This window comes from Achromobacter sp. DH1f (assembly GCF_000633435.1).
GTDB classification, from domain to species: Bacteria; Pseudomonadota; Gammaproteobacteria; order Burkholderiales; family Burkholderiaceae_B; genus Achromobacter; species Achromobacter deleyi.
Window position 1 is genome coordinate 85,302 of sequence record NZ_AYMF01000013.1, and the last position, 14,698, is coordinate 99,999.

The following is a 14,698-nucleotide window of genomic DNA, read 5'->3' on the forward strand; positions in this document are numbered from 1 at the left end:
CATGACGACGCAACCCTTGCCTGACCGGCGCAGCCAGTTCATCGCCCTGGGCCTGATGTATTTCGCGCAGGGCCTGCCGGGCGGCCTGGCCTTCAATGCGCTGGGCGTGCTGATCCGCGACGGCGGCCACAGCGTGTCCGACGTGGGCCTGACCGGCCTGGCGTTCCTGCCGTGGGCGCTGAAATTCCTGTGGGCCGGGCCGATCGAAAACTGGTGCGCGCGGCGCAGCTACGCCTATGTGATCGGGGCCACGCAGTGGCTGGCCATCGTCTTGTGCCTGCTGCTGTCGTACTTTCCGCCGTCCACCGAACTCTATCTGTGCGTCGCGGGCGCGGTGGCGCTGAACCTGGTGTGCGCCACGCAGGACATCGTGACCAATGCCTATGCCGTGGCCCGCATGCAGGGACGCACGGCGGGCGCCGCCAACGCGATCCAGGTGACGGCGTTCATCGGCGGGATGCTGGCCGGTGGTGGCGGCTTGCTGGTGGTGCACCAGCATTGGGGCTGGACGGTGGCCGTGCAGTTGATGGCCGGGTTGATGCTGCTGCTGTACCTGCCCTTGCTGCTGGGCAAGCGCTGGCGGCGGGTGCCGGCAGCGGCTGACGGCGCCACGCCGGCCGGCCCGGTGGGGCGGGTGCGGTTGCGCGACCTGCGCGAACACCGCGACCTGGGCTGGGCCTTGTTTATCGCCGTGCTGTTCAAGTGCGCGGGCACGGCCGTGGCCGTGTTGCTGCAACCCTGGCTGATCGACCACGGCCTGTCGGTGGCGCAGGCGGGCGGGCTGCAGGTCAGCAACCTGGTGGCCAATGCGGTGGGCGGGGTCTTGATCGGCATTCCCCTGATCCGCCGCCTGGGTGACCGGGGCGCCGTGGCCGCGTCGTTGACGGGGGTGACGCTGCTGCTGGGTACGGCCTGGTGCCTGCAATGGGCGCAGGTCAGCGACACCCGCGTGATCTTCGCTGCGTTCGCGGTGCAGTCGCTGGCGGAAGGCGCCATGTACGTATCGGTATGGACGTTGTTCATGAACTGGGCCTCGCCGCGCCGGCCGGGCACGGACTACACGGTGATGCAGTGCTGCGAGAGCCTGTCCAACGCCATCGCGGCGGCGGCCATCGGCGGGCTGGGCCAGGCGCTAGGCTATGGCCGTGCGTTCGGGCTGGCCTGGGCGGTGGCGGGGGTGGCCTTGCTGGGCATCGTCTGGAGCCTGCGCCGGCTGGATGGAGCCGTCCGATGAGCGCGCAGCCGGTGCGGCAAGACGCCGGTGTGCCGGCGGGTGACGCGTCCGATCCGGCGATGGATGCCGGGGGGCACGGCTTTGCCAGCCTGGTGCGGCATTCGCCGGGGCTGCTGGGCTTGTCGGTCGTGGTAGCGATTGTGTCCGCGGCGCTGAGCGTGGCGCCATTCTGGCTCATCTACCGCATGGCGGTGCAATGGCTGGCGCCCGCGCCCGACATGGCGCTTGTCTGGCGCCTGGCGGGCTGGACGCTGGCGGCGCTGGCGCTGCGCTGGGCGGCCATGGCGGTCAGCCATATCCTGGCGCACCACGGCGCCTTCAGCATCCAGCATCGGTTGCGGCTGGCGGTGGCGCGCAAGCTTGGCCGGGTGCCGCTGTCGTTTTTCTCGGCGCGCGGCCGCGGCGGCCTGCGGCGGGTGCTGACGGATGACGTGAACGGCCTGGAAGGTTTCCTGGCGCACATGCTGCCCGACGCCGTGGCGGCTGCCGTGGTGCCGCTGGCGGCGCTGGCGGTGCTGTTCGCGGTGGACTGGCGCATGGCGCTGGCCGCGGTCGCGCCCCTGCCGGCGGCGCTGGTGGCGCAGGCGGTCCTGATGCGGCAGGCCGCCAAGGGGGCGGGCCAATGGAACGCATTGCAGCGCGAGATCGCCGACCAGGTCGGCGAATACGTGCGCGGCGTGCAGGTGGTGAAGTCGTTCGGGCGGGATGCACGGTCGTTCAGCCGCCTGGCCGCCGCCATTCGCGGGTCCGCGGACTGGGTGGCCCACTATGCGCGCACCAGCGCCCGGGGCTGGCTGGTCTATACGGGGCTGCTCTCGTCCAACCTGCTGCTGGTGGCGCCGCTGGGCGTGTGGCTGCACGCGCAAGGCACGCTGGACCTGGCCACGTTGTTCCTGTTCCTGCTGCTGTCGCCTGCCGTATTGCAGCCCTTGTTGCGCCTGACGTTCGCCCTGGGCGAACAGTCGCAGCGCAAGCAGGCGCTGGGCAATATCAACGCCGTGCTGGCCGCGCCCGCGCTGGCCGAGCAGGCCGGCGCCGTCGTGCCATCCGGCCCGCTGCACATCGAATACGACGGCGTCAGCCATCGCTATGGCGACAGACTGTCGCTGGACGGGGTGTCGTTTCGGGCCGAGGCCTGTCGGTTGACCGCGCTGGTGGGCGCCAGCGGATCCGGCAAAAGCACGCTGGCGCGGCTGTTGCCGCGCCTGTACGACGCGAGTGCCGGGCAGGTGCGCGTGGGGGGGCGCGACGTGCGCGACTGGCCATTGGACGCGTTGCTGGCGCAGGTCAGCGTGGTGTTCCAGGACGTCTTCCTGTTCCACGGCACCATCGCCGACAACCTGCGGCTGGCGCGGGCGGATGCCACCGCCGCGCAGCTGGAAAGCGCCGCGAGCGCGGCCAGCGCCCATGACTTCATCATGGCCTTGCCGCATGGCTACCAGACCGTCGTCGGCGAACGCGGCGCGCGGCTGTCGGGCGGCGAACGTCAGCGGCTGTCGATCGCCCGTGCGCTGCTGAAAGACGCGCCCATCCTGCTGCTGGATGAAGCCACGTCCAGCATCGATGCCGAAAACGAAGCCCTGGTGCAGGACGCGCTGTCGCGGCTGTGTCGGGGCCGCACGGTGCTGATGATTGCGCACCGGCTGCATACGGTGATGCAGGCGGACCGCATCGTCGTGATGGACCGGGGGCGGGTCGCGGGGCAGGGCACGCATGACCAACTGCTGGCCGGCTGCGCGGCCTATCAGGATTTATGGCGCGACCACGAGGCCGCGCGCAATTGGCGCCTGGTCGCCAAGGGAGAACAAGCATGATCCGAGCATTGGCGCAGGCCGGGTTTCGCCTGGCGGGGCGGCGTGATGCGCGGTTGGCGCGGGGCGTGGCCTGGGCGGTGGCCGAAGGGGCGCTGAGCGCCGCGTTCTACGGCGCGCTGTATCTGCTGTTGCGGCGGGGGTTTGCGGGCACGGCGTCGCCGACATTCATCGTAGGGGCGGGCGCGGGGCTGGCGTTGCTGGTCTGGCTGCGCATCGCGGCCGGCCAGCGCGCCATGCCGCTGATCTTCGCCGGCGCCTACGCCATGATGGGCGAGGCGCGGCTGCGGCTGGCAGACCACCTGCGGCGCTTGCCGATGGGCTGGTTCGAACGGCAACGCACCGGCGACCTGGCGGCGCGGCTGACGTCCGACCTGGAGATGGTCGAGTCGATCTGGTCGCACTTCCTGGGCGTGTTCATTTCGGGCCTGGCGATGCCGTGTTTCCTGCTGCTGTTCCTGGCCTGGCTGGATGCGCCGATGGCGTTGGGCGTGGCGGCCGTGGTGCCGCTGGCGGCGCTGGCGATGGCGTGGACGCAGCGCGTGGCGCGGCGCCCCGGCCAGCGGATGTTTGCCGCCAACGAAGCGGCCCAGGCGGCGCTGGCCGAATACGTGGCCGGGGTGCCAGTGTGGCGCGGCTTCGGTCGGCACGGCCAGGCCTGGCAGCGGCTGCGCGGCATCCTGGACGAGCAGTTGGCCGCGGTGACCGCCGTGGAATCCAGGCCGGCGCCCTGGCTGGCGTTGTTTGGCTTCGTGCTGGAGGCGGGGTTCGTCGTGTTGGCGTTGGCGGGTGCCGCGCGACTGGCCGACGCGTCGTATTCGCCAGAGCAGCTGTTGCTGTTCCTGGTGGTGGCGCTGCCGCTGTACCGGCAATTGTTCGAGGTGGGCCTGTCGACCTTGCTGCTGCGCTTTGCGCAGCGCGCCATGGGCCGCATCGAAGCGGTGCTGCACGAACCCATGCTGCCTGAGCCCGAACGCCCGTCGGCGCCGCAAGGCCTGGACGTTGAACTGCGTGACGTGCGCTTCGCCTACGAAGGCGGCGAACCGGTGCTGGACGGCGTGTCGTGCCGCATCCCGGCCAACGGGCTGACCGCCATCGTCGGCCGCAGCGGCGCCGGCAAGACCACGTTGGTGCACCTGCTGGCGCGGTTGTGGGATGTGACGGCAGGGTCCATCCGGCTGGGCGGGGCCGACCTGCGGCAGCTGGGCACACAGGCCCTGCATGAACGCGTGGCCATCGTGTTCCAGGACGTGGTGCTGTTTTCGGGATCGGTGCGCGACAACCTGCTGATCGGCAGGCCGGGCGCGACGCATGCCGAGATCGAAGCCGCGGCGCGGCGTGCCCATGCGCACGACTTCATCATGGCGCTGCCGCAAGGCTACGACACGGTGCTGTCGGAAAACGCCGAATCATTGTCGGGCGGTGAACGCCAACGGCTGGCCATTGCCCGGGCGCTGCTCAAGGATGCGCCGATCCTGTTGCTGGACGAGGCCACCGCCAGCGTGGACCCGTCGGCCCAGGCCGAGATCCAGCGCGCCATTGGCGATCTGGCGCGCGGGCGCACGGTCGTGGTGATTGCCCATCGCCTGAACGCGATCCAGCACGCCGATCAGATCCTGGTGCTGGATGCCGGCCGCCTGCGCGAAGCCGGCACGCATGCCGAATTGCTGGCGCAGGGCGGCATCTATGCCGCGATGTGGCAGCGCCAGCAGCAGGCGCGGGGATGGCGTTTGCAGTCGCTGCCCTGACAGGGGCCGGCGCCGTTCGGCTCAATCCAGCTTGATGTCGGCGCGCCGGCCCACTTCGGCAAAGGTGCGCAGCTCGTCTTCCATGCGGGCCTTGAAGGCCGGGCCGGGCAGGTACACGGGTTCCAGCGCCAGGTCATTGATGGCGCGGCGCACCTGCGGGTCCTGCATGATGCTAGACACCGCGTGGTTCAGCGTATCCAGTACCGGGGCCGGGGTGCGGGCCGGCGCCACCAGGCCGTACCAGCCCACCATCGACACGCCGGGCAGGCCGCTTTCGATGAAGGTGGGTACGTCGGGCAGTTGCGGCACGCGGTGTTCGCCGGTGACGGCCAGCGCGCGCACCTTGCCAGCCTTGACCTGCGGCGCGGCCGACGACACGGTATCCACGCCCAGCGCGATCTCGCCGCCGATGAGCGCCGTGATGAACTGGGCGCTGCCCTTGTAGGGCACCGGCGTCATCTTGGCGCCGGCGGCCTCGGCAAACATTTCACCCACCAGATGCGGTGCGGACCCCGGGCCGAAGGTGCCGTACATCAGGCCGCCGCTGGCGCTGTGGCGGCGGGCCAGTTCGGCGGCTTCCTGGGCGGTGTTGGCCGCCAGGCCGTTCTGCACCAGCAGCACCACCGGGGCCAGCGCGACGATGGCGATGTGCTCGAAGCTGGCGCGCGGGTCGTAGGGCAGCGACGGCTTCAACGCGGGCAACACCGTGTAGGTGGTGCTGCCCGACAGCAGCAGCGTGTAGCCGTCGGGCTGGGCGCGCGCCACGGCATCGGCGCCGATGACGGTGGAGGCGCCGGGCCGGTTTTCCACGATGACGGCCTGGCCCAGCTTGCCCGACAGCTTGTTGGCCAGCAGGCGCGCCACGGCGTCGGTGGCGCCGCCCGGGGTAAACGGCACGACCAGCTTGATGGCCTGTTCAGGATAGGCGGCGCGGGCGTCGTCCGCCCAGGTCGCGGCGCAAAGGGTGGCCGCCAGCAGGGCGGCGGCGGACAGGCGGGTCAGGTGGCGGGGGCGCAAGGGCAGGGTCATGGACGGTGTGAGAGCGGGATGGGAGTAATCGGTCAGGCAGCGGGCTTGGCGGCCTGGCGCAGCGCGGCGCCCTGGGCGCCCAGGTCCCAGAACAGGCCCGCCATGATCGCCAGCCCTTCGCGCGCCACGCTGCCCAGCAGGTGTTCGTTGGGCGCATGCTGCGCGCAGGCGGGATAGGAATGCGGCACCCACAGCGTGGGCAGGCCCAGCTGATCGGCGAAGATGTCGTTGGGCAGCGAGCCGCCCAGGTTGGGCAAGAGCGCCGGGCGCACGCCCGTGGTGCGTTCCAGCGAAGCCGCGGCCCAGCGCACCCAGGCATTGTCGGGTGACAGGCGGGTGGCGCCGGCCTGCATGCCCACGCGGATCTTCACGTCGGTGTAGCCCGCCTGGTCCAGGTGGGCGCGCACGTGCGATTCCAGCGCCTTCCAGTCGGTGCCCACCACGAAGCGCAGCTGGCACCAGGCCACGGCCTCGGGCGGAATGGCGTTGACCGGCTTGGCTGGGTCGCCCGCGCCGAAGGTCAGTACGTCCAGGCTGTTCCAGCCGAATACTTTCTCCGGCGCCGACAGGCCCGGTTCGCCCCAATACGCGTTGATCTCGGGATCGTCTGCGCCGCCGCCCACTTCCAGGTCAGCCAGCGCCGCGGCCACCGCCGCGGGGATGAGCGGCGGGCGCAGGCCCGCCACCTGGATGCGGCCGTTGGCGTCCACCAGCGAGGCGATGGCGTGCGACAGCACGATGGCGGGGTTGGCCAGCAGGCCGCCCCAGTTGCCCGAGTGATAGCCGCGTTCACGCGCGCGCAGCGACAGTTCGAAATTCACCGCGCCGCGCGAACCCATGAACAACGTGGGGCGGGCGGCGTTCAGCCGCGGCCCGTCGCTGGCGATGAACACGTCGGCCGCCAGCGCCTCGCGCTGCGCTTCGCAGAACGCCGCCAGCCCGGGCGAGCCGACTTCTTCGCCGGTCTCGATCAGCCAGGTGGCGTTGAAGCCCAGCTTGCCGCCGCGCGCCCGCAGGGTCTGGCGCAGCGCGGTCAGGTTGATGGTGTGCTGCCCCTTGTTGTCAGCCGTGCCGCGGCCGTACCAGCGGTCGCCCTCGACCTGCAGGCGCCAGGGGTCGCGGCCCGCTTCCCACCTGGCCGCGTTGCCGCGCACCACGTCGCCATGGCCGTACATCAGCACGGTCGGCAGCAGTGGGTCTTCGATGCGCCGCGCCACCAGGATGGGCAGGTCCATGCCGGCCGGGTTGGGATGCACCTGACAGGAAAAGCCCAGCTCGACCAGCGCCGGCACCAGGTTGTCGTTCAGGTAGGCATGCTGGCGCGGGCCCTGCTCGGGCACCTCGCTTTCGGTCGGGTAGGCGACGCGGCCGGCCAGCTCGGCCAGCAGGGAACCGTCGTCATAGGCGTGGGTGGCATGCTGAATGGCGAGTTCTCGGGTCACGGCAGTCTCGGGGTAGGCGGCAAAGGCACAAAGTTATTACGCTTGCTCGCGTGCCACAATTAGATATTTCGCATATGAGCATTGCCATTTAGGCATGGACTTGGGCCTGTTCCCAGAGGGCGGCGCAGGGCAAGGCGGCGTTGCAGGGTTCGGCAAGGCGGCGCACTGCGGGTATTCCATGACGGGTTGGCGATGACGGTATTTACGAAGACGGCGCTGCCGTGATTACGAACGGCGCTGCCGTGACGAGGTTGCCATGATTTCACTGGGTTTGAGATATTTCCTGGAAGTCGCGCGCGGCGGCTCCATCGCCGCCGCGGCTGCCGCGCTGCACGTGGCCGCCTCGGCCGTCAGCCGCCAGATTTCAAAACTGGAAGATGAATTGGGCGTGACGTTGTTCGAGCGGCGCGCCCGCGGCATGGCGCTCAGCGAAGCCGGCCTGCAACTGGCCGCCTACGCCAACGCCGCCGAACTGGAAGCTGAACGCGTCGCCGCCGGCATTCGTCAGCGCAACGCGCTGGGCGATGTCACCATCCGCGTGGCCTGCACCGAAGGCTTCGCCCATGGCTTTCTGCCGATGTGCATGGCCGACTTCAAGCGCAGCCGCCCCGAGGCGCGCTTTCACCTGCGGGTCGAGCACCCCGAAGAGGTCAACCGCCACGTGCTGGAAGGCCTGTCGCAACTGGCCCTGCGCTACACCGTCGCGCAGGACGACCGCCTGAAGACCGAACTGCTGTGCCGCGCCCCGGTCTACGCCATCATGTGCCGGCGCCACCCGCTGGCCACCCGCCGCAGCATCGGCATGCGCGACCTGACGCAGGTGCCGCTGTCGCTGGGCGACCCGGGCACGACCGTGCGCCATTTGTTCGATGCCGCCTGTGCCAACGCCGGCCTGCACATCGAACCGGCCTACGTGTCCAACCATTCGGCGGCCTTCCTGCCGATGCTGCCCGGCAGCCAGATCGTGGCCTTGTCGGGGTATCTGACATTGATGGGGCAGATGGACAGCGCCGGGCTGGTGGCCGTGCCGTTCAGCAATCCGGAAATGCGCCAGCGCAGCATCCAGGTGGTGACGCTGCAAGGGCGCACCTTGCCGCCGCTGGCGCGGGAGTTCCTGGGGTTGCTGGCGGAACGCTTGAATGCGGCGCCGCGGGCGCCGGAGGGGGAGCGGGGCGGGGGATGATCAAGGTAGACCGAGTACCGACGCAGGGCAGCCCATTGCCAGGGAAATGTCGTCCGCAGCTTGAGAGGTGGCCGCCGCAGTGGCTTCGACCGAAAGCGTCGAACGTTTGATGCCCAGGTAAGGCACCGTCAAGGCTGCGATGGTTTCGCCATGCAGACCACGCACGGGGTAGGAAATGTTGACGATACCGGGGACCATCAGCGACGGCCGCACGTCGTGGCCAGTATGCCGGACTTCATCGACAAGCCGACGCACGACGGCGATGCTCTCGTCGGGATGCAATGCTTGCTCCATTCGGGACAGCGCACGTGCCAGGTGATCTGGCGGCAAGCCTGCGAGCAAGACGAGGCCCGAACTGGTCTCATGGGCAGGGAAGCGGGCTCCCAGCGCTACGGCGTAGGACATGTTCAGCGGCGAATTGAGTTGCGATACCACCATCAACTCGTTGCCCCACAGAACGCCCAGGTGGCAGCTCTGGCTGGCCGCGGCCACCAGCCTGCGCATCGGGCCGACAGAGGCCGCGGACAGGCTGCGCACCGCAGGCATGGTGTGCACCAGCGAAAACAGCTTCATTGACAGCGAATAGCGATCCTCGTTGTCGCCACTGATCAGGTAGCCACGTCCGACCAGCAATTGGATGATGCGATAGATCTCCTGGATGGACTTGCCGACCCCGGCGGCGATTTCGCTCTTGGTTTGCGGGGTGGCCGTGTACGCCATGTATTCGATGACGTCGAGCGTCTTCTCGCCGGCCGGGACTTTGTAGGTGACGCCCGGGGCGGCGGCTTCGGGATCGGGGCTGGCGGAAGAAATGGCTTTTTTCATGGCGCGGTACGGGATCGTTGAGCGGCAGATTATCCCACTGTACGCCCGACCAGAGGCGCGTTGGCATCCGACCCTGCCGGTTCCTCGCGGACAAAGAACAACACGCACAGTGCGCCCGTGACGGCGATGGCGCCAGCCAGAAAGAAGGCGCTTTGATACAGGCCCGTGTGCTTGATCAGCAAGCCCGTGATGGTGGGGGCGGCAATGCCGGCCAGATTGGCCACCAGGTGCACAAAGCCGCTGACTCCGCCGACATGCCGCTTTTCGACCACGCTCAGAATGGTAGTCCAGTAGGCAGAGGCGGTCAGGTACATGAAAAACACCGCGATCGTCATGGCGGTGACGGCGGGCACGGCGGTTTTCACCGCGCCGGCGACGGCAACGGCGACGGCCGCGATGGACAGGCACACGACCAATATGATCTTGCGCGAGAACACCAGGTTGCCCGTCTTGCGAAAGATCGCGTCGGACACAAAGCCGCCCAGCGCCATGCCCACAAAGCCGACGCTCCAGGGAATCATGCTGACGATGGACATCTCGGAAACGCTGAGGTGCTGGATGTTGATGAGGTAGCTGGGGAACCACGTCAGGAAGAAATACAGCAGATAGGAATAGCCGAAGAAAGCGAACGCCGTCGCAAGGATGGTCGGCCGGCGCAGATAGACGCCGAGTCCGGTACGCGCACTCTCGGGTTGCTCCAGATTCTGGTCGGCGGTGATGTCTTCCAGCTCGCGGGCGGTCACGCGCTTGTGTTCCTGCGGATGATCCTTGGCCATGATCATCCAGAAGATCACCCAGATCAGCCCCAGCGCCATGACGGCCGCGAACGAAGCGCGCCAACCGTAATGCAGCGCCACGAAACCGACAATGGGGCCGGCGATGGCGCCTCCCAGCGCGGTGCCGGAGTTTGCCAGCGCGCTGGCGCGGCCTTGTTCCTTGCGGGGGAACCAATTGCTGATGGTCTTGTTGATGGTGGTGTTGAACGGGCCCTCGGCCATACCGAACAAGATCCGCAGAACCAGCAGGCTGGCCAGGCTGAAGGCAAATGCCGTGGCGCCGCAGAACAACGACCATAGCAGCATGGCGACGATCATGACGCGGCGCGGACCGTAGCGGTCCGCAGCGTAGCCGCCTATGAAGCAGAACAGGGCGTAGCCCAGGAAGAAGCTGCCAAATACCATGCCCATGTCGGCGGCATCCAGGCCGAGTTCTCCGGCGACGAGCGGTGCGGCAATCGACAGCGCCGCGCGGTCTACATAGTTGATGATGCCTGCAATGAATATCAGGGCGACAAGTTGCCACCGAACGGTCTTTAACATGCTGTCTCCTTGGGGGGGCGTGTGACGAGGCCGTCTGAGCGGCCTTGCGTGATTGGGCTAGTCAGTCTGCGCGACGGCGCCGGTGGCGATCAGGGCATCAACCTGCGCATCCGAATAGCCGGCTTCGCGCAGGATTTCCCGGCTGTGCTGACCCACAAGCGGGGCGGGGCGCGTGATGGCGGCGGGGGTTTCGCTGAACGACACGGCCGGGGCCACAACCTTTACGCGGCCCGCGACAGGATGGTCGTAGTGGGAGATGGCGCCCAGATGCTGCACCTGGGGATCCTGCTCGGCCTGAAGGTGCGTCTTGACCTCGCCACACCAGATATCCTGGGCCAGCATGGCGTCGATCAGGGCGGCAGTCGTCCAGGTGCGTGTCAGCGCGGCCAGCTTCTCCCACACCTCGTCGCGTCTGTCGAAAAGTTGTTTGGGGTCGTCATAGGCCAGCAGACTGTCGTCGCCCAAGATACCGACCAAGCGGCTGAAGGGACTCATGGCCACGGTGACCCAGCCGTCCTGTGTCGGATACACGCCGAATGGCGCATCCATGCCGGGGTGGCCGATGCCCGAGCGCGGACGCTGAAAGTCGGCGTTGAAATTCATGGCCATGAGCATTTCCTGGCCTTGGTGGGCGAGCATGCCGGCCAGTAGATTGACCTTGATGTGTTGCCCCTTGCCCGAACGTTCGCGCCAGTACAGCGCGGCCAGCACGCCATAGACGATATTCATCGCGCCGACCTGATCCGAGAAGCCCGCACCGACAGGCACGGGGGGGCCGTCGCCGCGCCCGGTCGCGGCGGCCAGGCCCGTCAACCCCTGGATCAGCATGTCCTGGCCGGGGCGCGTGAGGTAGGGGCCCGAGTCGCCGTAGCCGGAACCGGAGCAGTAAATGATGCGCGGATTGATTTCCTTGAGCGCCTCATACCCGAAGCCCAGGCGTGTCAGTACGCCGGGGCGGAAGTTCTGCACGACGATGTCGGCGCGCTCGACCAGCTTGTAGATGACTTCGCGCGCGCTTTCGGACTTGAGGTCCAGCGCCAGCGAGCGCTTGTTTCGATTCCATGCCAGGAAATTGGGGCTTTCGCTACCGCCCAGCCATCGATTGTTGAAGGTCAGCGAGCGGAACAGGTCGCCCTGGCCCGGACGTTCCACCTTGATGACGGTGGCGCCCAGGTCGGCGAGCAGTTGCGTTGCGAAGGGGCCTTGCAGCAGGTGGCTGAGGTCGAGGACGGTCACATCCTCAAGGGCTTTGGCGTTCATGTCAGTGGTCTCCGGGGAATTCAGGTCAGCGTGGTCGTCAACATTTGCTGGCGACCGGTGCGCCACGCCTGGCGAATGTGTTCCAGGGTCAAGGCCGGCGCCGCTCGGGTGGCCAAGCCGGCGCGTATCAGCGCCGCGGCGGCGGCTTGAAACGCGATGTAGCCGTCATGGCGCGGACGCAGCAGGGCGGTCTCGACGGTATCGAGCGTGGCAGCATAGAAATTGTTCCAACGCGCGTTGACCTCGGGGTCTATCCACGCTGCGCGGGCGGATGGCTGCCCCTGATGGGAAGGAAAAAAACGTACTTGAGCGTGTTGGCTCATCAGCCCTCGCAAATGCTCGATCAGCGAAGGGTTGGCTTCGGCGCGTGCGGTCAGTGCAATGCCCGTGCCGCCCAGTACGCTGCCGTGGCGCTTGCCGCCATAAGCGAGTGGCGCTTGGGCGAAAGCAACGGGCCATTGCCCGGCTTGCGGCACGGCGTAATTGACATAGCCGAACACCAGAGGGACCAGGGCCAGATCAGCACCGCTGGCCATGGCCTGCAACAGGCCGATCGGGTTCAGCACGCGCGTGGCGGATGGTGCGCGGGCATCTATCCGGCTCATGATGCCCAGCGCTTCCAGCGCGACCGACGTGGGCAGCAAGGCGTCATCCTGAGCGGGTTCGGCTCCCAGGGCGGCACAGATGGACAGCAGCGAGAGGAACGCATGGGGGCCGGCCAGCGAGAGCGCGACAGGATTTCGCTCGCTGACAGCGACAACCTCGTCCCAGTCGCGGGGCGCTGCGGCCAGGCGGTCCGGGCGATAGGCGCTTACTTGCGCCGCAACATCAATGGGCAGGGCCCAATGCTTGCCGGCCCAGCAATAGCTGGCCATGGCATGGCCGACGCTTCCCTGGCGCCATGCGGCGATGTCGGCGGCATGGAAGTGGTCTTCCAGCGGCGTCAGGCATTTGGCGTCGACGGCTTCGCCAATGTGCGGATGGTCCAGAACCAGCAGGTCATATCGCGCGGCCAGATCCGCGATGGGATGCTCTTCGAAGCCCGACAGGGGCTGTGTGTGCCAGGTGATGAGGGGGGCGCCGTCGCGCGTCTGCTGGATTCGGGCCGCGGCGGCAAGCGGTTCGTAGCCGCGCGGATGATCCCAGGTCAGGCCGGTATAACGCGCCGCCGCAAGCGTTGTCTGCGGCATCTGTTCAACGTCCTTGAAAGCGCGGCGCGCGTTTCTGCAGAAAGGCGTCAATGCCTTCCTGGCCGTCTTCGGTGCCGTACAGGCGAAACAGGACTTCCTGCTCAAGACTGAGTGCGCCGGGCAGGGAGCAGTCCTGCCCCAGGCGCATGAGCCGCTTGATCTGCGTTTGCGCTAACGGCGCCATCGACAGCAGCGCCTGCACGTGGCCTTGCACCGCTGAATCGAAGTCTGCGTCCTCGCAGAACACGCTGGCCAAACCCAGCTGGTAGGCGCGTTCGCCATACAGGTAGCGGCCGGCCAGCATGACGTCAGCGGCTGCATGGCGGCCCACCGCACGAAGCAATCGCTGGGTGCCGCCGCCGCCTGGACTGAGGCCAAGCTTGGCCTCGGGCAGCCCCAGGCGGGCACTGCGGGCGCACACCAGAATGTCGCAGCACAGGGCCAGCTCGAAGCCGCCGCCCAGCGCATAGCCCTGGACGGCGGCGATCGTGGGTTGAGGAAGGGCTTCAAGCTTGTCGAAGACGCGACGCGACTGCAACTGATAGGCAATGAACTGCGCATGGCGGTTGCCCTGGTATTCGGCGATGTCGGCGCCGGCAATAAAGGCTCTGCCGCCCGTTCCGCTCAGCACCACAAGGCGAATGTCCGCATTCGCTGCAATGTCATCCAGGTGGCTTTCCAACTGTTCGACCATGGGTGTCGACAGCGCATTGAGCTTCTCCGGGCGGTTGAAATAGAGACGGACTACGCCGTCCGCTGACACGTCTCGTCGCACAAGTGGCTGATTCATAGGGCTATTCCAACTCGGCCAGCGGCCGGTTCGATGGATTATTGAAGTTTCATATGTGATAGAGAGTTGCCAATATAAAATTTATGGGTGTGAATCGATATCAGGGATAGTCCCAGGGCGGCTTGCTGGAGGCGGACGGTCTTATCGTCGGCTGGCCCTATGGCAAGCACGCGGCCGCGCCCGAGCCGGGCGCGGGGTTCTACATCTATACGGTGCGCTGGGACTGACCGTAAAAAGCTACTTACGCTGATTTTCCTGAGGCCGGACGAAGAATTTCATGCGGGCGAATTGGCTCGCTTGCTTGATGTGTCGCGTGGGGCATTGGCCCGCGAACTGATCGATATGACGGCGGCCGGTGTCCTGGCGCGGGCGCGCCGTGGCAACCAGGTGCTTTACCGGGCCAATCGCGACGCGCATTTCTTTCCCGAACTACGGCGGTTGATTCAACAGTTGGCGGGCGCGGTGCCTGCATTGAAGCAGGCCGTCGAGGCCTACGCTGACGACATCGACATTGCGTGTGTATTTGGGTCGATGGCGCGGGGCGACGCCGGTCCCGATAGCGACATCGACCTGTTGCTGGTCGGAGACCGAATCACAGGGCGCATCAAGGCCGAACTGAGAGTGGCCATGAAAGACGCCGGCCGTGCTTTGGACATCCTGGACCTGACGCGGGCCCAGTATGCCGAGCTGCTGGATCAAGATAGTCCGTTTATCCGTGAGGTGCTCGATGGGCCTCTCATCATGCTGATAGGGAAGAAGGAAATGCCCCAGCCCCCTCACCCCAGCCGCCTCACCCCCCGCCCGCGCCACCCCGCCACCCGCAACCGCATCCTCTCCAACGCCAGATAAACGATCGGCGTCGTATAC

12 protein-coding genes are annotated in these 14,698 nt (G+C 67.4%); 5 read left to right on the forward strand and 7 right to left on the reverse strand.

The genetic code is table 11. The annotated features are described in order from the left end of the window. Position 1: 1 nt before the first annotated feature. Genes U858_RS0113690 through U858_RS0113700 form a run of 3 tightly spaced genes read left to right on the forward strand, consistent with a single transcriptional unit; the run spans position 2 to position 4,793 of the window. Complete coding sequence (locus tag U858_RS0113690) at positions 2-1,234, forward strand: MFS transporter (RefSeq protein WP_025137721.1); 1,233 nt, start codon at positions 2-4, stop codon at positions 1,232-1,234. After that, positions 1,231-3,048: an ABC transporter ATP-binding protein gene (locus U858_RS0113695; RefSeq protein WP_232786534.1), complete on the forward strand. Its 1,818-nt coding sequence runs from the start codon at positions 1,231-1,233 to the stop codon at positions 3,046-3,048. Before U858_RS0113690 ends, U858_RS0113695 begins: the two co-directional genes overlap by 4 nt. Continuing rightward, entirely contained in the window at positions 3,045-4,793 is a 1,749-nt protein-coding gene (locus tag U858_RS0113700) for an ABC transporter ATP-binding protein (RefSeq protein WP_025137723.1), read from the forward strand. Before U858_RS0113695 ends, U858_RS0113700 begins: the two co-directional genes overlap by 4 nt. A 21-nt stretch (positions 4,794-4,814) precedes the next feature. Here the strand turns inward: U858_RS0113700 and U858_RS0113705 are convergent, their stop codons facing one another. Together U858_RS0113705 and U858_RS0113710 are read right to left on the reverse strand one after the other, a co-directional pair. Beyond that, positions 4,815-5,822 (reverse strand): tripartite tricarboxylate transporter substrate binding protein, encoded by a 1,008-nt coding sequence (locus U858_RS0113705; protein WP_029953825.1) that lies wholly within the window; start codon positions 5,820-5,822, stop codon positions 4,815-4,817. A gap of 32 nt (positions 5,823-5,854) precedes the next feature. After that, the gene (locus U858_RS0113710; RefSeq protein ID WP_025137725.1) at positions 5,855-7,264 is read right to left on the reverse strand and encodes a M20 family metallopeptidase; all 1,410 of its coding nucleotides are present in this window, start codon (positions 7,262-7,264) and stop codon (positions 5,855-5,857) included. A 256-nt stretch (positions 7,265-7,520) separates the two neighbouring features. Between U858_RS0113710 and U858_RS0113715 the strand changes: the two genes are divergently transcribed. After that, on the forward strand, positions 7,521-8,447 hold the full coding sequence (locus U858_RS0113715; RefSeq protein WP_025137726.1) for a LysR substrate-binding domain-containing protein: 927 nt from the start codon (positions 7,521-7,523) through the stop codon (positions 8,445-8,447). Here the strand turns inward: U858_RS0113715 and U858_RS0113720 are convergent, their stop codons facing one another. From U858_RS0113720 to U858_RS0113740, 5 genes are read right to left on the reverse strand one after another with little or no spacing between them, the layout of a single operon-like run. Next, positions 8,448-9,272, reverse strand: a complete 825-nt coding sequence (locus tag U858_RS0113720; protein WP_025137727.1) for an IclR family transcriptional regulator — start codon at positions 9,270-9,272, stop codon at positions 8,448-8,450. A 29-nt stretch (positions 9,273-9,301) separates the two neighbouring features. Next, entirely contained in the window at positions 9,302-10,591 is a 1,290-nt protein-coding gene (locus U858_RS0113725; RefSeq protein ID WP_025137728.1) for an MFS transporter, read from the reverse strand. 57 nt (positions 10,592-10,648) lie between these two features. Beyond that, positions 10,649-11,851, reverse strand: coding sequence for a CaiB/BaiF CoA-transferase family protein (locus tag U858_RS0113730; protein WP_025137729.1), 1,203 nt, complete (start codon positions 11,849-11,851; stop codon positions 10,649-10,651). A 20-nt stretch (positions 11,852-11,871) separates the two neighbouring features. Next, the gene (locus tag U858_RS0113735) at positions 11,872-13,146 is read right to left on the reverse strand and encodes an extracellular solute-binding protein (RefSeq protein WP_198529722.1); all 1,275 of its coding nucleotides are present in this window, start codon (positions 13,144-13,146) and stop codon (positions 11,872-11,874) included. After that, positions 13,046-13,804: an enoyl-CoA hydratase/isomerase family protein gene (locus U858_RS0113740; protein ID WP_198529723.1), complete on the reverse strand. Its 759-nt coding sequence runs from the start codon at positions 13,802-13,804 to the stop codon at positions 13,046-13,048. Before U858_RS0113740 ends, U858_RS0113735 begins: the two co-directional genes overlap by 101 nt. Positions 13,805-14,152: 348 nt before the next feature. Here U858_RS0113740 and U858_RS34240 point away from each other — a divergent pair, with 348 nt between their 5' ends. Continuing rightward, entirely contained in the window at positions 14,153-14,680 is a 528-nt protein-coding gene (locus tag U858_RS34240; RefSeq protein ID WP_157838798.1) for a nucleotidyltransferase domain-containing protein, read from the forward strand. Positions 14,681-14,698: the final 18 nt, after the last annotated feature.

Coding starts and splice junctions, on each gene's coding strand:
- U858_RS0113690 (WP_025137721.1), top strand. CDS start 2: ATGACGACGCAACCCTTGCCTGACCGGCGCAGCCAGTTCATCGCCCTG.
- U858_RS0113695 (WP_232786534.1), top strand. CDS start 1,231: ATGAGCGCGCAGCCGGTGCGGCAAGACGCCGGTGTGCCGGCGGGTGAC.
- U858_RS0113700 (WP_025137723.1), top strand. CDS start 3,045: ATGATCCGAGCATTGGCGCAGGCCGGGTTTCGCCTGGCGGGGCGGCGT.
- U858_RS0113705 (WP_029953825.1), bottom strand. CDS start 5,822: ATGACCCTGCCCTTGCGCCCCCGCCACCTGACCCGCCTGTCCGCCGCC.
- U858_RS0113715 (WP_025137726.1), top strand. CDS start 7,521: ATGATTTCACTGGGTTTGAGATATTTCCTGGAAGTCGCGCGCGGCGGC.
- U858_RS0113720 (WP_025137727.1), bottom strand. CDS start 9,272: ATGAAAAAAGCCATTTCTTCCGCCAGCCCCGATCCCGAAGCCGCCGCC.
- U858_RS0113725 (WP_025137728.1), bottom strand. CDS start 10,591: ATGTTAAAGACCGTTCGGTGGCAACTTGTCGCCCTGATATTCATTGCA.
- U858_RS0113730 (WP_025137729.1), bottom strand. CDS start 11,851: ATGAACGCCAAAGCCCTTGAGGATGTGACCGTCCTCGACCTCAGCCAC.